A 22507-nucleotide genomic window follows, 5' to 3' on the forward strand; every position below is an offset into this window, starting at 1 on the left:
GCGTTGCCGTTGACGGCGAACGGCAAGCTCGACCGGAAGGCGTTGCCGGTGCCGGACCTTACGCCGGTCGTGGCTCGTCGTGGGCCGGTCACGGTTGAGGAAGAGGTGTTGTGTGAGGCGTTCGCCGAGGTTCTCGGCGTTGACGGTGTGGGTGTGGACGATGACTTCTTCGACCTCGGCGGCCACTCCCTACTCGCCACCCGACTGATCGGCAGAATCCGTGCCGACCTCGGCGCCGATCTCCCCCTCGTCAGTCTGTTCCAGCACCCCACCGTCGCGGCGCTGGCCCCGCTGCTCACCGACGAGCGGAGCGGCGATCCGTTCCAGCCGGTTCTCCCGTTGCGCTCGCACGGCACCCTGCCACCACTCTTCTGCCTGCCTCCCGCCAGCGGTCTGAGCTGGTGCTACGCGGGCCTGACCCAACACCTGGACGCCGACCGGCCGATCTACGGACTCCAGGCGCCGTTGCTCGATGCCGGGCAGCCCGACCCGGACACGGCCGACCTGGTCGCCTGGTACGTCCGGCACATCCGCCGGATCCAACCTGCCGGCCCGTACCACCTGCTCGGCTGGTCGGCGGGCGGCACCCTCGCCCAAGCCGTCGGCGTGGCACTGCAAGGCGACGGTGACGCGGTGGCGCTGCTGGCGATGATGGACGCGTATCCGGCCACCGCGCCGGTGCCACTACCGAACGACGAGACGCTCCTCGCCGACCTGCTGCGCGCGGCCGGCGTCGACCCGGCGACCGTTCCCGCCCCGTTGACGGCACCGGACACCGCACGCCTCGTCGACGACGCCCTCCCCTGGACCGTGGGGGAGGAGCATGTCCGGACCTACCTGCGGAACGTGCGTACCGGTATGCGCCTCCACCACGGCGCCGAACCGCCGCAGTTCCGGGGCGACGCGATCCACTTCACCGCGACCCGGGGCCGCTTCACCCCGGAGGGCGCGAAGCGGCAGTGGCAGCCGTACGTGTCCGGCTCGCTGGACGTCCATGCGGTCGACTCCGACCATGCCGGGATGTGCGGGCACGAACCACTCGCCCACGTAGGGGTCGTGCTCGCCGCCACGTTCTCGTGACCACGTTCCTCCCCATCTGGGCCGGCCGCCTCATCAGCGTGCTCGGTTCGAAGACCAGCGCATTCGCGCTCAGCCTGTGGGTGTACCAGCAGACCCAGTCGGTCACCCAGTACTCGATCGGCCTGTTCCTCGCCTTCGTGCCCGGCCTGCTGCTCTCTCCGTGGGCCGGCGTGCTCGTCGATCGGTATCGCCGGCGGACCATCCTGCTCTGCGCGGACGGGGTCGCGCTCTGCGGCAGCGTGGCGCTGGTGGCCGTCCAGAGCACCGGCCACCTCGCGGTGTGGCAGATCTACCTGCTGGTCGCCGTCCAGTCCGGCTGCGCAGCCTTTCAATGGCCGGCCCTCTCCGCGGCGGTGACCACGATGGTTTCACCCGCGCAGCGGGGGCGGGCCGGCGCGATGACGCAGACGGCCCTGTCGACCGCCCAACTGCTCAGCCCGGCCCTGTCCACTGCGCTGCTCACCGTGGGCGGTCTCACCGTGGTTCTCCTGGTCGACGCGGCCTCGATCGCCTTCGGGCTGCTCACGCTCGCCGTGGTGCGTTTTCCCGAGCCGGGTACGGTGACCGGACCGGCCGCAGCGGACCGGCCGGGATGGCGAGCGGAGATCCGGGTGGGACGGCGTCTCATCCGAGACGACCCTCGTCTCGTGTACCTGCTGCGCCTGGCGACCGCCCTGTTCGCCGTGCAGGCCGCCGCGCCCGTCCTGCTGCTACCACTGATCCTGGCGGATGTGCCCCCAGCACGGCAGAGCGTGGCCGTGGCCGTGGTGAGCACGGCGGCCGGTCTTGGCCTCGCGTCCGGCAGCCTCGCCATGTCGTTGTGGCGCGGTCCGCGTCGCCGTTTTGAGTGGATCCGGGCGGCCACCACGGTCAGCGCCGCCGCTGTCATCGTGGCGGGCCTCTATCCGAAGCCCGTCGTGCTCTGCGTGGCCGCATTCGTGTTCTCGTTCGGTGTGCCGGTGGTGGTCTCCTGCTCGCAGGTGCTGTGGCAGGACGCGATCACGCCCGAAGCGCAGGGCCGCGTGTTCGCGCTGCGGAGGATGCTCGTGCAGGCGGGCACGATCGCCGGGCTTCTGGCAGCCGGACCGCTGGTCGCCATGACGGCGGCACTGCTCGACGTCGGCACTCGGGGCGGCGCGATGCTTCAACTGGTGGGCATCGGTACGGCACTGGCCGCAACCGCATGGGTCACGCGGCCGGTCCTGGGCCCCGTACACGACTCGATCCGCCGTCCGCCGAGCCGCCGCCGAAGCAGTTCGACCACGAGGTAGACGGCTCGCGGCAGGCGACGAGGCGCCGGGATGCCGTTCGGGTCCGCGACGAGAAGCAGCGTCCCTGTGCGCAACCCAAGTGGTCGTCGCCCCGTTGACATGCAGAGCCCTACAGGAGGTGGGAACATGGCATCCCTTGACGAGTTCTGCGCGCTGTTCTCAAGATGTGAACGATCAGCGGACCACCTCGAACTGCGCAGCGAATACCTTGAGGACATGCCCACGTCTCGTCTGTGGCAGGAGGGCCTACCTGTCGACCGGTCCGACCGGGCAACGTGGTGGACGCCATGGCTGGAGCTCATCTCCAGTACGGTCGCCAGCGGCGTCCAGATCCGCCGGGCTCGGATCGTCTCCGAACCCGTCAGTGACTACATCCGCTCCGAACACGCCACGACGTGGCGCAACATCGCCGCCGGTGAACAGGTGCGTTGGCTGCCCCGACGCAACACGGCCCGGTTGCTCGTACCCGCGAACGACTTCTGGGTATTCGACGGATTGACGGTGGTCACCGGCCACCACGACGGACGCGGAAATCTTGTGGAGATTGAGATCAAGGAGGATCCGGTCGAGGCGCGAATGTACTCGCAGGCTTTCGACGAAGTGTGGAAGCGAGCACTGCACCACGACGAGTACACGCCAGTCTGACCTCGCCGTTCGGCAGACCCTGGGTGTACCGAAGTTCGTCTCGGCCGCGGGTCTGGGCCTGACCGCACCAGGAGATCATCAAGGCCAGCGAGGGCCGTCACAGTGCAGAGCGGCCGGGGCATCGAGGCGGCCTGTTGCGCACGCCCTCGGGCCCCGGCCGGTGCTGCGCCAGGTGTCGCCACGGTGGGAGACCTCAGACGCTGACGGTCTCCCGCTGCGGCTCGACGGTGAGCTGCTTGCGCAGGCCCTCGCCCTCGATGTCGACGTTCGGTAGAGCCTTGTGCAGCCAGGCCGGCAGCCACCAGGCGGCGTGACCGAGAAGCGAGATGACCGCCGGCACGATCGTCATCCGGACGATGAAGGCGTCGATGGCGACGCCGAGTGCCAGCGCGAAGCCCATGCTCTTGATCACCGGGTCATCGACCAGGATGAAGCCCGCGAACACCGACGTCATGATGAGGGCGGCGGCAGTGACGACGCGGGCGCCGTGGCCGGTGCCGTTGATGGTGGCCTGGCGCGGGGTGTCGCCGTGTACGAAGTCCTCGCGCATCCGGGAGACCAGGAAGACCTCATAGTCCATGGCGAGGCCGAACAGGATGCCGATGAGCAGGATCGGCAGGAAGCTGACCAGCGGCCCCGGGGTGTCGACGCCGAGCAGCCCGGCCAGGTGGCCCTCCTGGAAAACGGCGACGGTGATGCCGAACGTGGCGCCGACGGTGAGCAGGAAGCCCAGCGCCGCCTTGATCGGCACGAGGATCGATCGGAACACCAGCATGAGCAGCAGCACCGAGAGACCGACGACGAGCAGTAGGTACCAGGGCATGGCGTCGGAGAGTTTCTCGGAGACGTCGATGCCGATCGCCGTCTGACCGGTGAGTGCGATGCTGGCGCCGTCGACCGTGCTGGCTTTCGCCCGGACCGCGTGCACCAGCGTCTCAGTGGCCGGGTCGGTGGGGCCGGTGGTGGGAATGACCGCGAGCAGGGCGGTCTTCCGGTCCTGACTGAGGTTCGGCGGGGTGACCGCGAGCAGGTTCTCCGTACCCTGTAGCGCGGTGGTCACCTGCTGCGCCGCCGCCGCGGTCGCGGCCGGGTTGTCGCTCGACACGACGAGGACGAGGCGACCGTTGAAGCCGGCGCCGAAGCCTTCCCTGGTCAGGTCGGCGGCGTCCCGGGCGGGGGTGCCGACCGGCGCGGCGGTCGCGTCGGGCAGGCCCAGCCGCATGTCCGCTGCGGGTAGCGCGAGGGCACCGAGGCCGAGGATCGCCACCAGGATCACCGGTACGCGCAGCCTGATGACGAGTCGTGCCCAGCGGAACCCGAAGCCCTCCGTGTACGCCGCGGCGACGCCGGCGCGGCGCTGGGCTCGGGAGAGCACCTTGCGGCCGGCGAAGCCGAGTAGCGCGGGCAGCAGGGTGATGGCGACGAGGACGGCGACCGCGACGGTGCCCGCGGCGGCGAGGCCCATGGTGGTGAGGAACGGGATGCTCACCACCGCCAGGCCGGCGAGGGCGATGACCACGGTCACGCCGGCGAAGACCACGGCGGAGCCGGCGGTGCCGACAGCGCGTCCGACCGCCTCCTCGGGCTCGTGGCCGTCGAGGAGGTTCTGGCGGTAACGGGAGCCGATGAACAGCGCGTAGTCGATGCCGACGGCCAGGCCCAGCATCAGGGCGAGGACGGGAGCGGTGCTGGTCAGCGACACGACGCCGCTGAGCGCGTACAGGCCGGCCATGCCTGCTCCGACGCCGATCAGCGCGGTCAGCATGGTCATGCCGGCGGCGACGAGTGAGCCGAAGGTGATGAGCAGGACGACGAGCGCGACGACGACGCCGAGTCCCTCGGTGCTGCCGATCTCCGGCTGGGCGGACATCACCTCGCCGCCGTGCTCGACGCGCAGCCCTGCGGCCCGGGCGGCGACACCGCTTTCCTCGTACGCGGTGCGCTGCGGCTCGGTGACGCCGTCGGCCCGCTCGGCGAACTGCACCTGGATGAGCCCGTAGCGCCCATCGACCGAAATGGACCTTGCGTCGAACGGGCTGACGGCGCCGACCACGCCGGACAGCTGTCCTGCCTCTGTGACCAGTTCGTCGACGGCGGCCCGGTAGTCGGCCAACTGTCGCCCTTCCGGCGCGGCCAGCACGATCGCGCCGGTGGCCCCGGACGCCTCCGGGAACTCGCGGGCGAGGGCGTCGAGGGCGCGCTGTGACTCGGTGCCGGGGATGGAGATCTTGTCGGAGGTCTCGCCCATGAAGGCAGCAGCGGAGCCGGCCAGCGCGGCGAGGACGACGAGCCAGAGCACGACGACGAGCCGGCGGCGCCGGAACGATGCCCGGCCGAGCCGGTAGAGGATGGTTGCCATGTCAACTTTCTTGTCGGGGGCGGGGGTTGGGTCGCAGCACCCGCGCGGCCACTGTGGTGAGTGCGTCGCGGAGCTCGATGCCGTCGGAGTCGCCGTGTTCGATGACGACGGTGCAGATGCCGCTGAGGACGACCCTCGCGGCGATGTCGTCGACCGGCTCGTCGGAGTAGCCGGCGAACGCGCGTACCAGGCGCTCGGCCAGGGCGTCGATGCCAGGGAACCGTGGAATCTCGGCCGCCTGCAGGCTGTCGTAGACGAGGGTGACCTGTCGGCGGTACCGGAGCACCAAGTCGACGAAGCCGTCGATGGCCGTGGCGCGAGCGTCCTCACCATCGAGTGTGGCAAGACGGCCGTCCAGGGCGCGCAACTCCTGTACGGCGGGTTCGACGAGCGCCAAGAGCAGCGCGTCCTTGCTGGCGAAGTGGTAGAGCAGCGTTGCCTTCGAACAGCCCACCGCCACCGCGATGTCGTGCAGCGACGTGCCCTTGAAGCCCGCTCGCGCGAACAGTCTGGCGGCCTCGGAGAGGATGTCCTCCCGGGTGTGGTTGCGTGTCAGCGCGATCACCTCCGTCCGCGTCAGTATGCCTGACCGATCGGTCAGTTCACGAGCGAGGGTTCTTCCGCGATGGATCCTCACCCTTGGACGCGCGCTCGTCTGCTGGCCGGTGCCCGTATCCCTACGCTGACAGCAGCGGAACCCAGTAACTCATCACTTGCCCCGGACGCTGTCGATGGTCGGCAACCCAGTGGTCCGGCGGCACGAGCGGCACCCGCACGGTGACCATGGACCCCGACTCGTCCTCGACGACTACCTCCGGGCAATCACGCTCACCGGTGAGTCGGATGCCGAGGGACGGCCCTCGTGCTGTCAGCGGTTCTCCGGAGTCTGTGCTGCCCGACGGTAGGCCAGCAGCGCCGTGACGAGGCCGGCGAGGCCGAGCAGGAGGCCGGCGACGCCGTACGCGTTGCCGTTGCCGCCGTCGCCGCTGTCGCCCTCCGTGGTCGGTGCGGCGGGAGCGGGGGTGGCGCTCGTGGTTGCCGTGGGGGCGGCCAGGGTGAGTACGGGTGCGGGGTGCTCGGGCTCGGTCCCGGGTGCGGGTTCGTCGATCCACCGGACGACGTCGCCGTCGGAATAGGTTTGGAGTGCCTTGAGGACGAGTCGGTCGGTGGCGGGTAGTGGGCCGAGGGAGACCTCGAACTCCTGGAACTGGCCGGGCTTGATCGCGGCATCGGCATCGGCCGTCCAGGTGATCCTGGTGACGGCTTCGGTGAGTTCGCTGCCGTTGACGGTGACCGGGGTGGCCAGCTTCGTGGTTTCGCTCTGAGCTGTCCAACCGTTGACGGGCCGCAGCGACACCGACGAGATCGGCTTGTCAGCGGGAAGGCTGACCTCGACCTTGACCGTCTCGGCGTCGTCCTTCTCGTTCGGTACGCGGAAGGCCACCTTGGCGTGGCCGCCCTGGGTGGCGGTGCTCGGGTTCACCGTCACGTGGGCCGATGCGGGCAGGACCATACCGAGGATCAGGGCGGCGCTGCCGGCGACCACCGTTGCCGTCCGCAGGAGCAGGGCGCGGTTCATGGAGAGAGCCTTCTTCCTCACGGCGGCGCCGAGGCGCCCGGGCGGGACGGGCGCTGTTGGTGGCACCCCGGTGTTGGTCGCTCGCACGGCCACGAAAGTTCCAGGTCGCGGCGACCCTCTGGTGCCGCTTCGCCAACCGGTGGTGACGCGAGAGGGTTCCGCCGGCTGCGCGGAGGCCGGGAACTTCTCCGGGGCAGACATCGACTACTTGAGCGGACGCCGGTAGCTGTCGGCGTCCGGCGACGTCACGGCAGGTGGGGGGCCTGCGGGCGGAGCCTTGACCAGAATCAGGAGCCGGTGTACGACGCCGGACGCGAGTTCGATCGAGGAGCCGATGTCCATCACCTCCGCCCAGGCCGAGCAGCCTCGGCAAGCGCCGCCCCCGGTCACGTCGGACGAGCCGACTGCGGCACGCCGGTCCTCCGGGCTGGGCGCGTTGCTGCTGCGGTTGCACTTCTACGCCGGTGTGCTGGTGGCACCGTTCCTCGTCGTGGCGGCGTTGACCGGGCTCGCGTACACGGTCACCCCGCAACTCGACGCGATCGTCTACGACACCGAGTTGCACGCCGAGCCCGCTGGCCGGACGGCTCGTCCCCTCTCGGAGCAGGTGGCCGCGGCCAGGGCGACCCATCCCGACGGCACGCTCTCGTACGTCGCCGTCGGGGCGCCTGACACCACCACCCAGGTGGTGTTCACCGCGCCGGAACTCGGCGAGAAGCAGCACAGTGTGTACGTCGACCCGTACACGGCCCAGGTGAAGGGGCAGTTGACAACCTGGTTCGGGTACACGCCGGTGCGGACCTGGCTGGACGACCTGCACCGCAATCTGCATCTGGGTGTGGTGGGGCGGCACTACTCGGAGTTCGCGGCGAGCTGGTTGTGGGTGGTCACGCTCGGCGGGTTGGCGTTGTGGTGGCGCCGTCAGCGGGGTGCCAGGGGCAGGGTGCGCCGCCTGGTGCTGCCGGATCTTGCCGCCCGTAAGGGTGTGCGGCGTACCCGTGGCTGGCACGCCAGCACCGGAGTGTGGCTTGTGGTCGGTCTGTTGTTCCTGTCCGCGACGGGGTTGACCTGGTCACGGTACGCGGGGGCGAACTTCAGCACGGGTCTGGACGCGGTCGATGCCCGTACCCCGGAGTTGTCGACCTCGCTGACCGGTGCTGGTCGGCCGGAGGCCGGGGGAGGGCACCACGCTGGGGATCAGGCCCCCGCGCCCGTGTCGGTTGACCCGGCCGCCATCGACCAGGTGCTCCGGGTCGCCCGGGACAACCGGTTGACCGGCCCGGTCGAGGTGGGCCTGCCCGTCGACGCCTCCTCGGCGTGGACCGTGACGCAGGTCGACGACACCTGGCCGGTGCGCAAGGACCGGGCCGCGATCGACCCCGCCACCGGCACGGTCGTGGCCCGCAGCGACTTCGCCGACTGGCCGCTGCTGGCGAAGGTGAGCAGTCTGGGTATCAGTGCGCACATGGCGAACCTGTTCGGCCTGGCGAACCAGATCCTGTTGGCCGCACTCGCGCTCGGACTGCTCTGCGTGATCGTCTGGGGTTACCGGATGTGGTGGCAGCGCCGGCCGACCCGTGCCGACCGGCGGGCCGTCGTCGGTGCGCCGCCGGTCGCCCGGGGTGCCTGGCAGAAACTTCCGGCCTGGGTGATCGCCGTCGGTGTGCCCGTGGTCTTCGCGATCGGCTGGGTGCTGCCGCTGTTCGGTGTTCCGTTGCTCGGGTTCCTCGTCGTCGACGTGATCGTCGGTGCGGTACGCGGACGGCGTACGGACACGACGGTGCCGACATCACCGGCGCCAGCCGGGAGCTGACCCGACCGGCGTGCCGGTCACCCGTGCGGTGGACACCGGCGGCCTATGCCGGCGAAGCGTGCACACCGGCGGCCGGCGGGCGACACCCTTCGTTCATGGAGACCGAGCGTATGACCCTGCCGGACCTCGGCGCGTACCGGCTGCAACGCAGTGAGAGTGATGCGGCGTTCGAGGGCGTGGCCGTACCTGGCCTGACGGCGCGGTTCTACCACCGTGACGACAACGGCCGGACCGCCACCGTCGGGCGTTACTGGTACGGCGGTCGGGAACTGCTGATGGCCTGGGGGTACGCCGACGAGGAGCACTGTCGCGCCTCGGCGGTCCGTGCCGCCGACGGCGGTTGGCATCCGCCCACCGTCGGGTGCCCGTCGGTGCGGGTCGTCCGGGAACGACCGGAGGCGGCGGTGGTCGGGTTCGAGGTCCGTACGCCCGACGGACGTTGGATCACGGAAGGGACGACGTCACCGGTTCCGGCCGAATGAGCTGGCCGTCGGGTTGGCCCCGGCCGGTTTCGTCGTCCCACGGCACCTTCCGTTGTTGAGTTCCGGAGCGAGCGGGTCAATCGGCTACCCCGGGAAGCGGTTCCGCCTGCGGCGCGCGGCGGACCGCCCAGAGTGAGCCAGCGGTCAGGGCCAGGGCGGTGGCGAACGCGGCCAGGTGGACCGTCGGATTGTCGATCGGTACGAAGCCGATGACGGCCACCGGCACCTGGACCACCGCGACCAGTGCCAGGAGCAGGCCGCGCCGCGTGCGACCCCAGGCGTACGCGGTCCACAGCGGAGCGGTGACCACGATGAGCGTCAGCGCGTCCAGTACCGCGTGCAGGTACGTGTTGTGTACCGCGTTGTGCGCGAACGCCTGGGCCGGTGATGCCACCAACAGCCCTGCGATCACCAGTCCGGCCAGTATCCCGATACGACGCATGACAACCTCCTACGGCCACCGCAGTGTCACGGACAGTCACCACGGTAGGCAAGGTGGCGATTGACAGATAGGCATGTCGCGCCATCTGCCTCTCCGGGCGCCCGATTGCGGGAGCTGCGGACATCGACGGAACTCTTTGGCGTCAGTCGTCGACTACTTCTCCGGGAGGACCGTCACCGTGCCACCCTCCCGGTGGGAGGAGTAGCTGATGGATCGCCGAGAAATACTCCGGGACGGCCTTCTCGCCCGTGCCCGGGCCGTGCTCGCGGACCGTCCGCCCGCCGTCCGATGACACCCGCACCGCCGGCGCTGGCACACGGGGTGGGAGGCCGGCAGGATCTGCCCGTATCGCTCACCGAGCTGGTCGTCGGCGTGGCTCTCGTACTGATCGTCACGCTCCTCGCCCTGGGCACGCACTGGCGCCAACCTCGACTCGACACCGACGACGCGGCCGGTCGGCCGGTGCCCGTACCACTGGCCCGTGTGCTCGGCTCCGCCGGTTGCGGTGGGGGCGTACGCCTGCTCGGCCTCGCCCTCGCCGGCTGGTTCTGCGTGGGCCTGCTCGCCGGTCCGGACACCGCGCAGAATCCCACCGCCGGGGCGTTCTACGTGCTCTTCTGGGTCGGTCTGGTGCCGCTGTCGCTGACGTTCGGGCCGGTATGGCGGGCGCTGAACCCGGTACGCACCCTGCACCTGATCGCCGCGCTCGCCCTGCGTCGCGACCCGGCCGTCGGTCTCCGGCCACTGCCACCCCGGCTGGGGTACTGGCCGGCCGCCGCCGGCCTGCTCGCGTTCGTCTGGCTGGAACTCGTCGCGCCCGGGCGCGCGACCCTGCCCGTCATCGGCGCCTGGCTCGCCACATACCTGACCGCGATGCTCGTCGGCGCCGTGCTGTACGGCGCCGCATGGTTCGACCGGGGCGACCCGTTCGAGGTGCTCAGCGCAGTGGTCGGCCGCCTCGCGGTGATCGGCCGCGGTGCCGACGGGGTCCTGCTGTGGCGGAACCCGCTGGATGGGATCGCCTCGCTCGTACCAGCCCCGGGCCTGGTCGCCGTCGTGGTGGTGCTGCTCGGGTCGACCATGTACGACGGCATCTCCGACGCCCTGTTCTGGCTGCGCTTCCAGCGGGCCAGCGGGCTGCCGACGGTGCTCACCGGCAGCGCCGGCCTGGTCGGCGTCATCGTGGCAGTCGGCCTGGCATACGTGACCGCGACCCGTGCCGCCGCCCGACGGGGCAACGCCGACCCGACGTCAATGCCGGGAGAGCTGGTGCACTCGATGGTGCCGGTCATGGTCGGCTACCTCGTCGCGCACTACTACTCGCTGTTGGTCCTGGAGGGCCAGCGGACCATCGCACTGCTCTCCGACCCACTCGACACCGGCGCGAACGTGTTCGGCACCGCCGGCTGGTCGACCCGTACGGACCTCGTCACCCCGACCGGGGTCGTGAACCTCCAGATCACCGTGATCGTGCTCGGCCACCTCGTCGGTACGCTGCTCGCCCACGACCGGGCACTGCGGCTGTTCGCCCCGACCGAGGCGACACGTGGGCGGCTCCCGCTGCTTGTCCTGATGATCCTCTACGCCGTCGCCGGCCTGCTGCTGCTCTTCGCCGTGTAGCGGCACCGCCCATGGCCGCTGCCGATGCCACTGTTGGGTGGTGGCCGGATCGAGGACTGGGTGAAGGGGGCCGTGAAGGCTTCCGTCGGTGATCGGTGGAGACCGCGGACGCGGGTTGCCGTGCGGTCGCCTCAGCCCTCGGTGTCGTGGCCGGTTGCCGGGAGGCTCGCCACACCGCTGCGCAGCGCGGCCCTGAATTCCCGGTACCCGTCCGGACTGAGCGTGTCGGAGAGGTTCTGTTCGATCAGGTCCACGATGCCGTCGGAGACCTCCATGAATCGGAGTCCCCGTTCTGTTGGCACGATCAGCTTGGCCCGGCGGTCGGCCGGGTCGGGGGTGCGCCGGACGTAGCCCAGCCGCTCCAGTTCGTCGAGGATCGCGCCCATCGTCTGCTTGTTGCGCCCTGCCAGCCGGGCCAGCTCGCCGGGGCGGGTGCCCTCCACGTCCAGGTATGCCATGACCGCGCCGTGACGGGGCCTGACGTCATGGAACCCGTGGTCCGCGGCGCGCGTGAAGATCTCGCGCTGGACCCGTGCGGAGAGTTGGACGGCCAGGATGCCGAGGTCGGGATCCTGCTCCTTCTGTGTGCTGCGCCTCATGTTTAGTCCAATCATTGGACGGTCTCATTTTTGGACTATATCGTCGGCGGCACCACCGTGCCGACCCGCACGACAGTACGGCCGACCGTTGGACGCGACGGCGGGACACCCACCCGCCACGGTCCACCGGTCCGCCCGGCGCGGCGGCACCGCCGCATGCCTGTCGCGGACCTGCCTCGCCAGGATCGCGACCCGCGTAACCGAAGGAGAGTCATGACCATCCTGATAACCGGAGCAACCGGCATGGTGTCGAGCGAGGTGCTGCGTGAACTCGCCGGCACGGCGCCGGTACGCGCCCTCGTCCGGGACAAGTCGCGCGCACCTGACCTCGACGGCGTCGACTTCGCCGTCGGTGACCTGGACCGTCCCGCCACACTGACGCCGGCGTTCGACGGAGTGACGACGCTGTGGCTGCTGACCGCGATGGGTCCCCTCGCACCGAGCCAGAGCATGAACGCGCTCTGGGCCGCCCGGCAGGCCGGGGTGCGACACGTCGTCAGGTTCTCCGCGATCGGCGCCGCGCACGACGCTCCCACCCGAAACGGCCGGCTGCACGCGCTCTCCGACACCGAACTGCGCCACTCGGGCATCGCCTGGACGATCCTGCGGCCGAGCCACTTCATGCAGAACCTGCTCGGAGCCCTGGCCGGAGAGGAACTCCACGGGCTCTTCGGCGAGGCGCGGGTCGGTGCGGTCGACGTACGGGACATCGCCTCGGTCGCGGCCGAGATTCTCGTCGCACCTGATCCACACGACGGCATGATCTACACGCTCACCGGCCCGGAGAGCATCTCGCTGCACCAGGCGGCCGAGGAGGCCAGCCGGGCACTCGGGCGACCGGCGCGGTACGTACCGCAGAGCCCTGAACAGACGCACCGCAACCTGCTTCAGGCGGGCCTCGACGACTGGACGGCGGAGGTTCTGACCGAATACCGGGTCGCCTACGGCTCGGGGTGGGGGGACTTCACCAACGACCATGTCGCCAGGATCGTCGGCCGGTCGCCGCGGGGCATCGCCGAGTTCATCCACGACCACCGCGAGCAGCTCTCCCGCGCCTGATCCGGCGAGGGTTGCGGACGGGCCGTCCGGTGGGGACATCACCGAGCGGCCCGCCGCGCCCACGCGGACCGGTGGCGACGCCCGTGCCCGTCTGTGGTCGAGTGCTTCGGCCACCGATCCGTTGCCCCCGGCTGCACCGCATAACAGCCCGGTCAGTTCCTCGACCGTGATACGAATATTCGGTAGCACGATCATGAGGCGGACGAGCTGTGGTGCGGACCAGAGCGGAACGGCTCCTGCGGAATGGCCGACAGCCTCGGGAGATCTCTTTCCTCGAACTCTTCTTCGACCTGGCCATCATCTTCGCGCTGACCCAGCTCTCGCAGCAGCTCCTGCGCGATTTCGGCTGGGAGAACGCGCTACGGACCCTGGTCCTCCTGGCGGCGATCTGGTGGGTCTGGGTCGGTGCGGCCCGTACGACCGACTGGCTCGACCCGGGCGAGCCGTTCGTGCAGTGGATCATCACCGGGATGATGTTCGCGGGGTTGGTGCTCGCCGCCTCCATACCCGAGGCCTTCGGTAGACACGGTCTCGTCTTCGCCGGGGCGAACGTCGCGGCGCACCTCGTACGGCACCTCTCGATCGCCGGGGCGCTGCGTGGTCACCCGGTCGGAACGCGTTCGGTGCGAGCGGCGATCTGGTTCGGCGCGACCGCGGTCCTCTGGATCACGGGGGCGTTCCTGTCGGAGACGCCGAGGCTGGCGGTGTGGTCGGTGGCGCTGGTCCTGGACTACGTGGGCGTCGGCATCGGCTGGCGGGTGCCCGGGTTGCCACGGTTACCGGAGGAGCACCTGCGGGTGCTGGGTGATCACATCGCGGAGCGTCACCGGCAGGTCTTCGTCATCGCGGTCGGGGAACTGATCCTGACGAGCGGCATCACCCTCAGCCAGAGCCGACTCGACATCGTCAGGATCGGTGCCTTCGCCCTCGCGTTCGCGATCACCGGACTGATCGCCTGGTCCTTCTTTCTGCCGCATGGGCTCGTCCTCGGGGAAGTGCTCGACCGGCGACCATCCGGGGTGGCGGTTCGTGCCTCGTACACCCACCTGGTCATGATCCTCGGGATCGTCGTCACGTCGATGAGTGCCGAGATACTGATCTCCCAACCGCTGGGCGAGGCCCGCGCCCCATGGTCGGCGGCGATCTTGGCCGGGCCCTTCCTGTTTCTCGGCGGACGCGCCCTGTACGCCTGGGACGTGTTCCGGCGGGTCGCCTGGCGGGCCCCCGTCGGGATGCTGGTCATCGCGGCCATGTCCCCCGTCATGGTGCGGCTGCCGCCGCTCGCCGTGGCGGGCGCGGTCAGCCTGGTGCTGCTCGGCGTCGTGCTCAGTTATCGACGCCTCGACCACAGCGCGGCCCCCGTGGGAACTCCGCTGGAACGGCTCCTCAGGAAACGGAAGAACCCCCGGCAGATCTCCTCCTACGAACTCTTCTTCGACCTCGCCATGATCTTCGCCCTGACCCGGGTGTCGCAGCGACTGCTCGCCGACCTCAGCCTGGTCAACGTCGCCGAGTCGATGGTCCTCCTCGCCGGGGTCTACTGGATCTGGGTCGCGACGGCGTGGTCGACGGACTGGTTCAACCCGGACGAGCCGCGACTGCAACAGCTCATCATCGGCATCATGTTCGCCGGACTTCTGATGGCGTCCGCCGTGCCGACCGCCTTCGGTGAACACGGCCTGCTGTTCGCCGGCGCCTACGCCACGATCCACATCGTCCGGGGACTCGTGCTCGTCCCGGCCCTGCGCGGTTCTCCGTTGCAGGTACGTTCGGCGCGGGTCCTCGTCTGGTTCACCATCTCCGGCGTCCTGTGGTTGGTGGGGGCCTTCCTGCCCGCCTCGGAACGACTCCTGCTGTGGGCGGCGGCGATCGTGGTCGACGGACTGAGTGCCTGGTTCGGTTGGCCGGTGCCGAAGCTGAACCGTGCGCCGCAGGCGCATCTGAAGGTGATGGGCGAACACATAGCCGAGCGGTACCGACAGGTCCACATCATCTCCCTGGGCGCGCTGGTCCTGCTCAGCGGCCTCGCCTACAGCAGGACGGGCTTCGATTACCTCCGTACGCTCGCCTTCGCGCTCGCCTTCGCCAACGCGACTCTGATGCTGTGGAGCTACTTCCTGCCAGCCGGGCGGAATCTCGGGACCGTGGTCGACACGACCGCCCCGAAGACCGCGGTGGCAGCCGCGTACTGCCACGGAATCATGATCGCCGGAACGGTCGTGGTGGCGGTCGGCGCCGAGATGTACATCCGCCGACCGCTGGGGCAGGTGAACCCGGCGTTGTCACTGACCATCCTCGGCGGAATCGGCCTGCACATCGTCGGGCGGACCCTGCTCGGCATGGTGATGTACCAGGTTCGCCGACCGTGGCGCGGCCCCGTGGCGTTGCTCGTCATCGCCGGCATAACGCCCGGGTTGCTCATGGCACCACCCCTGGTGGCGGCGATCGCCGGCATCTTCGTCGTACTGTGCCTCACCCTCAGCTATCAGAAGGTCCCGGTCGTCGATCTGCACATGCGATCCTGAACGTCGGCGCGACGTCAGGTGGTGGTGAGCACGTCGTACAGGTCCGGCCTGCAGTCGAGGGCCGCGTCGCGCATGGCGGCCACCCGGGCGACCTGCACCTCCACCGGCAGCGTGCGCAGGGTTGTCAACGCTTGGTCGGCCAGCTCACGGACCGGTGCCCACGTGTGTTCCGGCGCGGCGTCCGCACCCCTCAGCCAGAGTCCGGCGGCGACGCGGGCAGCGTCGATCCGGGTCCACGCGTCGGTGTCGTCATCGGCGGCGCCGCAGGCCCAGGTGCCGGCGCCATCGAGAATCGCCTCCTCGATCGAGCCCGGACCACTGCTGATCGTCCCGTCGCTGAACACCGTCATGTTCAGGTGGACGGTGTCACGGCGCTGCGCGACGTGGGTTCCGTACCGGCCGGGTTCCTGGATGACCGCTGTCGGAGGGTGGGGCAGCCGGCCGAGCACGGTCAGCGCCCGCCGCGCCGGTTCGACGAGCTGCGGCAGGACCGGTTCGTACAGCCGGGTGACGCAGACCCGTGGTTCCCCGTCGGCGCAGACCAGTTCGACCGCGCGCGGATCGCGCGGCGCCGCACGGTCGAGAGGCGGCAGTACGGACAGGGAGACCGCCAAACCGACGGCGGCCGGTAGTACGGCGAGGAGCCTCGTCCGGCGCCTACCGGCGACGAGCAAGGCCCAGCCCGTGCCGAGAAGCGCCAGGAACCACACCGCCTGCCCGACGTTGGCGCGCCAGTCCGGTGCCGAGTACTCGTCGGTCGACCCGAGGTAGCCGGGAGTCAGCAGCAGCGCTCGCGAGCCAGTCTCCTCCCAGAGCAGTTGCGGGCCGGCGACCAGCACGAGCCCGCCGATCACCAGCAGCGGCGCGGTCAGCAGCGACGGCATCAGCCGGCCGAGCCAGAGGCCGAGCACCCCGGCCGCCGCGACGCCGAGGGCGCCGACCAGGACCGGCCAGTACCAACCCGCAGGCTGGTACGAGGCGGTCAGCGCAGCACGGCCGAGCCCGTCGAAGAGGCCCAGCGTGTATCCGCCGACAAGGCACCCCACGAGGACCACCGCCGGGGGCGCCATCCGGGCGGCACCGGGGCGCGGTGTCGACGTCACCAGCTCGGTCATCCGCGCGGCGTGGTCGCGCCGGCCTTGCCAGGCACCGGCGGCCAGGGCCAGCGGCCACAACATCCACAGGCTGTCGTGGTGAACGACAGCCGTCGCCATCCACAGTCCGTCCCAGCGCTCGGGGTCCGTCGTCAGGGCCCAGGCGAGGGCGGCGACGAATGCACCGACCCACGGCGCGGCCGAGCGGCGCAGCTCGATCCAGGCGATCCGGTGACTCATGACCGACCGCCCTGCTCGCGGTGGCGCCGCATCAGCACCGAGTACCCGCGTTCCATCTCACTGTCGCCACTGGCCTCGGGCTCCGCACCGGCCGCGCGGGCAAGGTCGGCGGGTACCCCTTGCAAGACGAGTCGGCCCTCGTGCAGCAGCACCACGTCGGTGCACGCGGCGGCCACATCCTCCACCAGGTGTGTGGCCACCACCACGCAGCTGTCGCGTCCGAGGTCGCGCAGCATCGCCCGAACATCCATCCGCTGCTCCGGATCAAGGCCGACCGTGGGCTCGTCCAGCAGCAGGAGACTTGGTTCGTTCACGATCGCCTGTGCGATACCGACGCGGCGCAGCATGCCGCCCGAGAGCGATCGCATGGTGCTGCCGGCCCGCGAGGTGAGCCCCACCCGGTCGATCGCCCGTTGCACCGCGTCCGGTACGTCGCGCGGCGCCATCTCCTTCAGCCACGAGACATATTCGAGGAACTCCCGGACGGTGAACCGGCGGTAGTACCCGAAGTCCTGCGGCAGGTACCCGAGAGCGCGCCGGACCGACCGCAGGCTCCCGCCGCCGTGGACGGGCTGCCCGAGGATCTCCAGCCGACCGGATACCGGTGGCAGCACGGTGGCGAGCGCCCGGATCAGCGTTGTCTTGCCGGCTCCGTTGGGGCCGAGCAGCCCGTACACGCCGACCCCCAGTGCAAGATCTAGTCCGTCGACGGCGATGTGTCGACCGGCCCGTAGGCGCAGCTCCCGCGCCTGGACCGGCCAAGCGTACGTCGTCGGCGCCGTCTCGTCGGCGCTCACTGTGCGTACCACGTGATCTCCTTATCGATGGCTGGCGTCGCGTTGAAAGGCATCGCGCCAGAGGAAGACGGCACCGACCGCGAGCACGGCGCAGGCCGCCCAGACAGGGGTGCTGTCGGGGTCGAGGACGGTCGGCATCCGCGACCGCACCAGGCTCGGCGCCACCACGGCGCCGACCCACCCGACGGTGACGGCGGTGGCCGCCCGGCCGACGCCGACGAACGCGCCGAGCGCGAGCGCGCCGACCACGAACACGAGACTCGGCAGCAGCCAGCGCACCGGAGCCGCCCCGACCACCGCCCCGGCCACCGCGAGTGGCGGCATCACGACCAGGAGCGCCGCAAGGGTACGGCGTAACGCCAGGCCGAGCCCGGCGCGCGGGGTGCAGGCGACCAGTTCGTACGCGGGGTCGAGGGACCGGTTCCACGACGCGGCCACGCCGAGCATCGGGACCACTGGTGCGATGAGCAGCAGCAGCGACGGCCGGACCTGCCCGACCTGTGCCGAGGCCAGATCGAGCAGCATCGCCGCGAGCAGGACGACCACGGTCGTCGCCAGCCAGGCGGGGGCGACGGGGGCCGCCCAGCGCAGCAGCGCCGGCCACCGGCGACGCGGCGACGCGGGTTCGGCCCGCACCACGGGCGCCACGGCGGCGAACACGGTGTCGACAACGGCCGCGACGGCGGGGGACTGCGCGCGTACCGCCTCGCCGAGCCGGTGCCGGCACCCGGCGCAGCCCTCCAGGTGCGCTTCCAATGCCCAGACGGCGTCCGCCGGCAGATGATCACCGGTCGCGTACCGGACAAGCAGCCCGGGCGGGGCGTGGCCGGCGGTCATGACAGCACCTCCCGCAGCAGCGCCCGGGCCCGCCGGGCGCGCGTCTTGACCGTGCCCTCCGGCACCCCGAGCAGCGCCGACGTCTCGCGTACGGAGAGTTCGTCGAGCACCATGGCCTGCACCACCTCCCGAAGTTCCGGTGCCAGATCACGCACCGCACTGGCAACCGGGTCGTCCATGAGGCGACCCACCACCTCGTCCTCCGCCCCCGGAACGGTCAGGACGGTCTCGGGCAGACCGGCGCCCGGCGGTAACCGCCGGGCCCGGGACCGGTACGCGTCGACGAGGCGCCGCGCCGCGATGGTCCAGAGCCAGCCGGCGGCGCTACCTCCGGCCCGCGAGCCCGCGTATCCGGCCGCCGCTCGCCAGACCGCCAGGTACGCGTCCTGCATCACCTCGGCCACCACATCGTCGTCGGCGCACCGCCGACGCAGTCGTACGGCGAGCCACGGCGCGGTACGGCGATAGAACTCGTCGAACGCGGCATCGTCGCCCCGGGCGATGCGGCGCACCAGCGCCTCGTCGTCCGGCTCGGGTGCTCCCGCCGCGTCACGTCCACTCACACCCGGCTAGACGACCGGAGCCCCGCTCAAGGTTCTCCGCCGGGAGTGACCTGCATCTCAGGCGGGTGTGTGTACGGCGGCCAGGTAGGCGAGCGCCTCGGCGCTGCGGCTGCCCGGTTCCGGCGTGCCGACGAGCAGTTGCTGACCGGGCGCGTCGCGGACATCGAAGGTCTGGTACGTCAACTCGATCCGCCCGGCGTCCGGGTGGTGGAAGACCTTGAACAGGCGGGTCAGTCCGCGCACGCTCTGGTCCTCCCACAGGGCGCGGAATTCCGGCGAGCTCTGCCGCAGGTCGGCGACGAGCGCCTGGATCTCCGGGTCGTCGGGGAAGAGCCCGGCGCCAAGGCGCAGGGCGTGCACGGTGTTCTCCGTCAGGGTCGCCCAGTCCAGGAAGACGGCGCGTGCCCTCGGGTGCTGGAACAGCACCCGCACCATGTTGGTCGTGCCCGCGAACGGGGAGAGTAGCGCCGCCGCGACGCTGTTGGTGGCGAGCACGTCGAATGCGGGATTGAGCACGTACGCGGCCGAGGTGGGGAAGGCATCCAGTAGTCGCAGCAGCGCGGGATGGACCAGGTCACGGGACTTGTCCGGACCCAGCCTGGGATTAAGCCCGGCGAGCCGGAAAAGGTGGCCCCGCCCGTCCGGGTCGAGCCGCAGGGTCCGTCCGATCGCGTCGAGTATCTGCGGGGACGGGTTGCGCTCCCGGCCCTGTTCGAGGCGGGCGTAGTAGTCGACGCTCACTCCGGCCAGCACGGCGATCTCCTCGCGGCGGAGCCCGGCTACCCGACGGTCGCCGCCCCCGCGTAGCCCGACATCTCGGGGATCGACCTGGGCCCGGTGGGCCCGGAGGAACTCCCCAAGAGCGTTGCCGCTGCGCATGTCAACCAGCGTAGAGCCCCTGGTCGGAGGCGTGCCAGGGTGCCGTACTCCCTGGTAGTCACGGCCTTCTCCGGGCGGTCGAAGAGCGCGAGGGTGGATTCGGGGACGAGATGTCGTCACCGAATCCACCCTCACTGGAGTCCTCTTATGTCGCAGTTGTCGACCGGTACCACCAACTTGACCATGACGATCGGCGGGGTAGCGGTGTCCGGAAGGTCATCCTTTGACGTGATCAACCCCGCCGACGAGTCCGTTGTCGCGTTCGCCCCGGAGTGCAGCCGGGAGGAACTCGACGCCGCCGTGGCCGCCGCCCGTGCCGCCGCACCCGCGTGGGCCGCCGTCTCCTTCGAACAGCGGCAGAAACTGCTGCTCCAGATGGCCGACGTGGTCGACGCGCACGTCGTCGAACTGGGTCGGCTCGTCACCGCCGAGCAGGGCAAGACGCTGGCGGTGGCGACGGCCGAGGTGGCCGGGTTGAGCTACTGGCTGCGCGAGACCGCCGCCCTGACACTGCCCGAAGTGGTGAACGAGGACAGCGCCGAGCGCCTGTCGGTGACCCGGCGGGTGCCACTGGGCGTGGTCGCCGCGATCACCCCGTGGAACTACCCGATGGGGCAACTCTCCTTCAAGCTCGGGCCGGCGCTGCTGGCCGGCAACACCGTGGTGGTGAAACCCTCGGCGTTCACCCCGCTCTCCACCCTGCGCCTCGGCGAGCTGCTGCGTGACCTGCTGCCGGCCGGCGTGGTCAATGTCGTCTCGGGAAGCGGCGGCCTGGGCTCCTGGCTCAGCGGACACCCCGGCATCGACAAGGTGAGCTTCACCGGCTCCACCCAGACCGGTCGCGCGGTCATGGCCGGCGCCGCACCGACCCTGACCCGGATCACCCTTGAGTTGGGCGGGAACGATCCGGCGATCGTGCTGCCCGACGTGGACGTACCGGGCATGGCGGAGAAGCTGTTCTGGGCCGCGTTCAGCAACACCGGCCAGATCTGCCTGGCAGCCAAGCGGATCTACATCCACGCCGACATCTACGAGGAACTCACCCAGGCCCTCGCCGCGTACGCCGCCACGGTCCGAATCGGGGATCCGAGGCAGGAGGGCACTCAACTCGGCCCGATCTCCAACCGTCGGCAGTACGAAACCGTGCTTGACCTGGTCGAGGACTGCCGACGACAGGGGTACACGTTCCTGACCGGCGGGACGCCGGAGCCGGGCCCGGGCTTCTTCGTTCCCGTGACACTGGTGGACAACCCGCCGGAGGAGTCTCGGATCGTCCGCGAGGAGCAGTTCGGCCCCGTCCTGCCGCTGCTGCGCTTCGACGATGTCGACGATGTCGTGGCCCGAGCAAACGCCGGCGAGTACGCCCTCGGGGCCTCGGTCTGGTCGGCCGACCCCGACGCCGCTCTCGCCGTCGCCCGCCGGCTCGACGCCGGCACCGTCTGGGTCAACGAGATCATGCACCTCACTCCGCAGGTGGCCTTCGGCGGACGTAAGCAGTCCGGCATCGGTGTGGAGAGCGGCCACGACGGGTTGATCGAGTTCACCGAGGCGCAGACCATCACCGTTCGGCACCACACCGCCGCGACCGCCTGACGGTCCGCGGTTCGGGGATGGTCGCGCCGTCCGCCTCACGATCGCGTCCGGCACCGCGTCGAACAGTCGTTCCTTCGGCCGGTTGCTACGCCGGGAACCGTACGCCGGTCAGGTCTTCGGAGATCGACCACAACCGCCGTTGGGTGGCGACGTCGTACGACTGTGGGCTCGACCGTACGACCTTCGGGTGCCCCTTGCTCTCCATGAAGCCCTCGGGACCGTAGTACTGGCCTCCCGCCACGCTCGGATCGGTGGCGGCGCGAAGCGTGGGCAGCGCGCCCATCTCGGCGGGCTGGAGCAGCATGGGGCGTACGACGGCGAACGCCGCCCGGAAGATCGCCGGTTGCAGCGACACCGAGGTTCGGGATCCTCCGGTGTCCGATCCTCCAGGGTGCGCCGCGACGGCCATGGTGTCGTTCCTGCCGGACAGTCGGCGCTGGAGTTCGTAGGTGAACATCAGGTTGGCGAGCTTGGAGTGTGCGTACGCGGCGACCCGACCGTACGACCGGGTGGTCCAGTTGAGGTCGTCGAGGTCCATGGGGCCGCCCTGCCGGTGACCCGCGCTGCTGACAGTGACCACACGGGAGCGGGGAGCCCGCAGGATCGTGTCGAGCAACAGTCCGGTGAGGGCGAAGTGGCCCAGGTGGTTGGTGCCGAACTGCAGCTCGAAGCCGTCGTCCGTGGTGAGTTGCGGGGTGTACATCACGCCAGCGTTGTTGATCAGCAGATCGATCCGGGGGTGGGTGGTGCGTAGCTCCTCGGCGGCGGCGCGGACCGAAGCCAGCGAGGCGAGGTCGAGCCGCAGCACCGTGACGTCGGCGCCGTTGGCGGCGTCGGTGATCTGGGCTGCGGCCTGCCTGCCCTTGTCGACGTCGCGTACGGCGAGCACGACGGCGGCACCGCGTACGGCGAGCGCCTTGGCGGTCTCGAAGCCGACGCCCGTGTTCGCGCCGGTGATCACGGCAACCCTGCCGTGCTGGCTCGGGACGTCGTTGGCGGTCCACCGCTGCCTGGGCATATTCTTCCTCCG

21 protein-coding genes are annotated in these 22507 nt (G+C 70.3%); 9 read left to right on the forward strand and 12 right to left on the reverse strand.

Annotated elements, in window-relative coordinates:
- From ACIBF5_RS17935 to ACIBF5_RS17945, 3 genes are all read left to right on the forward strand, one after another.
- A partial coding sequence (locus ACIBF5_RS17935) for a thioesterase domain-containing protein (RefSeq protein WP_396812876.1) occupies positions 1-1080 on the forward strand: 1080 nt, incomplete at its 5' end.
- The gene (locus tag ACIBF5_RS17940; protein ID WP_396812878.1) at positions 1077-2351 is read left to right on the forward strand and encodes an MFS transporter; all 1275 of its coding nucleotides are present in this window, start codon (positions 1077-1079) and stop codon (positions 2349-2351) included. The genes ACIBF5_RS17935 and ACIBF5_RS17940, both read left to right, overlap by 4 nt.
- Before the next feature lie 126 nt (positions 2352-2477).
- Positions 2478-2996 carry a DUF6879 family protein gene (locus tag ACIBF5_RS17945; RefSeq protein WP_396812880.1) on the forward strand — a complete coding sequence of 173 codons (519 nt, stop codon included), beginning with the start codon at positions 2478-2480 and terminating at the stop codon, positions 2994-2996.
- A gap of 193 nt (positions 2997-3189) precedes the next feature.
- Here ACIBF5_RS17945 and ACIBF5_RS17950 read toward each other — a convergent pair whose 3' ends face one another.
- The 4 genes from ACIBF5_RS17950 to ACIBF5_RS17965 form a co-directional block, all read right to left on the reverse strand.
- Complete coding sequence (locus ACIBF5_RS17950) at positions 3190-5355, reverse strand: MMPL family transporter (protein WP_396812882.1); 2166 nt, start codon at positions 5353-5355, stop codon at positions 3190-3192.
- A 1-nt stretch (position 5356) separates the two neighbouring features.
- Positions 5357-5920, reverse strand: a complete 564-nt coding sequence (locus ACIBF5_RS17955; RefSeq protein WP_396812884.1) for a TetR/AcrR family transcriptional regulator — start codon at positions 5918-5920, stop codon at positions 5357-5359.
- 112 nt (positions 5921-6032) lie between these two features.
- Positions 6033-6227 (reverse strand): DUF5959 family protein, encoded by a 195-nt coding sequence (locus ACIBF5_RS17960; protein WP_396813218.1) that lies wholly within the window; start codon positions 6225-6227, stop codon positions 6033-6035.
- Complete coding sequence (locus ACIBF5_RS17965) at positions 6224-6934, reverse strand: YcnI family protein (protein WP_396812886.1); 711 nt, start codon at positions 6932-6934, stop codon at positions 6224-6226. The genes ACIBF5_RS17960 and ACIBF5_RS17965 overlap by 4 nt, the downstream gene beginning before the upstream one ends.
- Before the next feature lie 334 nt (positions 6935-7268).
- On the opposite strand from ACIBF5_RS17965, the gene ACIBF5_RS17970 reads away from it, so the two are divergent.
- Together ACIBF5_RS17970 and ACIBF5_RS17975 are read left to right on the forward strand one after the other, a co-directional pair.
- Complete coding sequence (locus ACIBF5_RS17970) at positions 7269-8747, forward strand: PepSY-associated TM helix domain-containing protein (protein WP_396812888.1); 1479 nt, start codon at positions 7269-7271, stop codon at positions 8745-8747.
- A gap of 95 nt (positions 8748-8842) precedes the next feature.
- Entirely contained in the window at positions 8843-9229 is a 387-nt protein-coding gene (locus ACIBF5_RS17975; protein ID WP_396812890.1) for a hypothetical protein, read from the forward strand.
- Positions 9230-9305: 76 nt separating this feature from the next.
- Here ACIBF5_RS17975 and ACIBF5_RS17980 read toward each other — a convergent pair whose 3' ends face one another.
- Positions 9306-9671 carry a hypothetical protein gene (locus tag ACIBF5_RS17980; protein ID WP_396812891.1) on the reverse strand — a complete coding sequence of 122 codons (366 nt, stop codon included), beginning with the start codon at positions 9669-9671 and terminating at the stop codon, positions 9306-9308.
- A gap of 288 nt (positions 9672-9959) precedes the next feature.
- Between ACIBF5_RS17980 and ACIBF5_RS17985 the strand changes: the two genes are divergently transcribed.
- Positions 9960-11291 carry a hypothetical protein gene (locus ACIBF5_RS17985; protein ID WP_396812893.1) on the forward strand — a complete coding sequence of 444 codons (1332 nt, stop codon included), beginning with the start codon at positions 9960-9962 and terminating at the stop codon, positions 11289-11291.
- Between the two features lie 131 nt (positions 11292-11422).
- On the opposite strand, the gene ACIBF5_RS17990 is transcribed toward ACIBF5_RS17985, so the two are convergent.
- A complete protein-coding gene (locus tag ACIBF5_RS17990) occupies positions 11423-11890 on the reverse strand; it encodes a MarR family winged helix-turn-helix transcriptional regulator (protein ID WP_396812894.1) in 468 nt (155 codons plus the stop codon).
- A 213-nt stretch (positions 11891-12103) separates the two neighbouring features.
- Between ACIBF5_RS17990 and ACIBF5_RS17995 the strand changes: the two genes are divergently transcribed.
- Positions 12104-12949 carry an SDR family oxidoreductase gene (locus tag ACIBF5_RS17995; protein ID WP_396812896.1) on the forward strand — a complete coding sequence of 282 codons (846 nt, stop codon included), beginning with the start codon at positions 12104-12106 and terminating at the stop codon, positions 12947-12949.
- Between the two features lie 212 nt (positions 12950-13161).
- Positions 13162-15474 (forward strand): low temperature requirement protein A, encoded by a 2313-nt coding sequence (locus tag ACIBF5_RS18000; RefSeq protein ID WP_396812898.1) that lies wholly within the window; start codon positions 13162-13164, stop codon positions 15472-15474.
- Between the two features lie 14 nt (positions 15475-15488).
- Here the strand turns inward: ACIBF5_RS18000 and ACIBF5_RS18005 are convergent, their stop codons facing one another.
- Genes ACIBF5_RS18005 through ACIBF5_RS18025 form a run of 5 tightly spaced genes read right to left on the reverse strand, consistent with a single transcriptional unit; the run spans position 15489 to position 19884 of the window.
- The gene (locus tag ACIBF5_RS18005; protein WP_396812900.1) at positions 15489-16808 is read right to left on the reverse strand and encodes a hypothetical protein; all 1320 of its coding nucleotides are present in this window, start codon (positions 16806-16808) and stop codon (positions 15489-15491) included.
- Positions 16805-17617 carry an ATP-binding cassette domain-containing protein gene (locus ACIBF5_RS18010; RefSeq protein ID WP_396812902.1) on the reverse strand — a complete coding sequence of 271 codons (813 nt, stop codon included), beginning with the start codon at positions 17615-17617 and terminating at the stop codon, positions 16805-16807. Before ACIBF5_RS18010 ends, ACIBF5_RS18005 begins: the two co-directional genes overlap by 4 nt.
- A gap of 9 nt (positions 17618-17626) precedes the next feature.
- Positions 17627-18442: a zf-HC2 domain-containing protein gene (locus ACIBF5_RS18015; RefSeq protein ID WP_396812904.1), complete on the reverse strand. Its 816-nt coding sequence runs from the start codon at positions 18440-18442 to the stop codon at positions 17627-17629.
- A complete protein-coding gene (locus ACIBF5_RS18020; RefSeq protein WP_396812906.1) occupies positions 18439-19005 on the reverse strand; it encodes an RNA polymerase sigma factor in 567 nt (188 codons plus the stop codon). The genes ACIBF5_RS18015 and ACIBF5_RS18020 overlap by 4 nt, the downstream gene beginning before the upstream one ends.
- A gap of 57 nt (positions 19006-19062) precedes the next feature.
- Positions 19063-19884 carry a helix-turn-helix transcriptional regulator gene (locus tag ACIBF5_RS18025; RefSeq protein ID WP_396812908.1) on the reverse strand — a complete coding sequence of 274 codons (822 nt, stop codon included), beginning with the start codon at positions 19882-19884 and terminating at the stop codon, positions 19063-19065.
- Positions 19885-20112: 228 nt separating this feature from the next.
- On the opposite strand from ACIBF5_RS18025, the gene ACIBF5_RS18030 reads away from it, so the two are divergent.
- Positions 20113-21477 (forward strand): aldehyde dehydrogenase family protein, encoded by a 1365-nt coding sequence (locus tag ACIBF5_RS18030; RefSeq protein ID WP_396812910.1) that lies wholly within the window; start codon positions 20113-20115, stop codon positions 21475-21477.
- An 85-nt stretch (positions 21478-21562) separates the two neighbouring features.
- Here ACIBF5_RS18030 and ACIBF5_RS18035 read toward each other — a convergent pair whose 3' ends face one another.
- The gene (locus tag ACIBF5_RS18035) at positions 21563-22495 is read right to left on the reverse strand and encodes an SDR family NAD(P)-dependent oxidoreductase (RefSeq protein ID WP_396812912.1); all 933 of its coding nucleotides are present in this window, start codon (positions 22493-22495) and stop codon (positions 21563-21565) included.
- Positions 22496-22507: the final 12 nt, after the last annotated feature.

The organism is Micromonospora sp. NPDC050417 (assembly GCF_044458865.1).
Lineage (GTDB): Bacteria > Actinomycetota > Actinomycetes > Mycobacteriales > Micromonosporaceae > Micromonospora_G.

Bases quoted from the DNA above. Each gene is read 5' to 3' on its own strand.
- ACIBF5_RS17945 (WP_396812880.1), top strand. From the start codon at position 2,478: ATGGCATCCCTTGACGAGTTCTGCGCGCTGTTCTCAAGATGTGAACGA.
- ACIBF5_RS17950 (WP_396812882.1), bottom strand. From the start codon at position 5,355: ATGGCAACCATCCTCTACCGGCTCGGCCGGGCATCGTTCCGGCGCCGC.
- ACIBF5_RS17965 (WP_396812886.1), bottom strand. From the start codon at position 6,934: ATGAACCGCGCCCTGCTCCTGCGGACGGCAACGGTGGTCGCCGGCAGC.
- ACIBF5_RS17970 (WP_396812888.1), top strand. From the start codon at position 7,269: ATGTCCATCACCTCCGCCCAGGCCGAGCAGCCTCGGCAAGCGCCGCCC.
- ACIBF5_RS17975 (WP_396812890.1), top strand. From the start codon at position 8,843: ATGGAGACCGAGCGTATGACCCTGCCGGACCTCGGCGCGTACCGGCTG.
- ACIBF5_RS17980 (WP_396812891.1), bottom strand. From the start codon at position 9,671: ATGCGTCGTATCGGGATACTGGCCGGACTGGTGATCGCAGGGCTGTTG.
- ACIBF5_RS17985 (WP_396812893.1), top strand. From the start codon at position 9,960: ATGACACCCGCACCGCCGGCGCTGGCACACGGGGTGGGAGGCCGGCAG.
- ACIBF5_RS17990 (WP_396812894.1), bottom strand. From the start codon at position 11,890: ATGAGGCGCAGCACACAGAAGGAGCAGGATCCCGACCTCGGCATCCTG.
- ACIBF5_RS17995 (WP_396812896.1), top strand. From the start codon at position 12,104: ATGACCATCCTGATAACCGGAGCAACCGGCATGGTGTCGAGCGAGGTG.
- ACIBF5_RS18005 (WP_396812900.1), bottom strand. From the start codon at position 16,808: ATGAGTCACCGGATCGCCTGGATCGAGCTGCGCCGCTCGGCCGCGCCG.
- ACIBF5_RS18015 (WP_396812904.1), bottom strand. From the start codon at position 18,442: ATGACCGCCGGCCACGCCCCGCCCGGGCTGCTTGTCCGGTACGCGACC.
- ACIBF5_RS18025 (WP_396812908.1), bottom strand. From the start codon at position 19,884: ATGCGCAGCGGCAACGCTCTTGGGGAGTTCCTCCGGGCCCACCGGGCC.
- ACIBF5_RS18035 (WP_396812912.1), bottom strand. From the start codon at position 22,495: ATGCCCAGGCAGCGGTGGACCGCCAACGACGTCCCGAGCCAGCACGGC.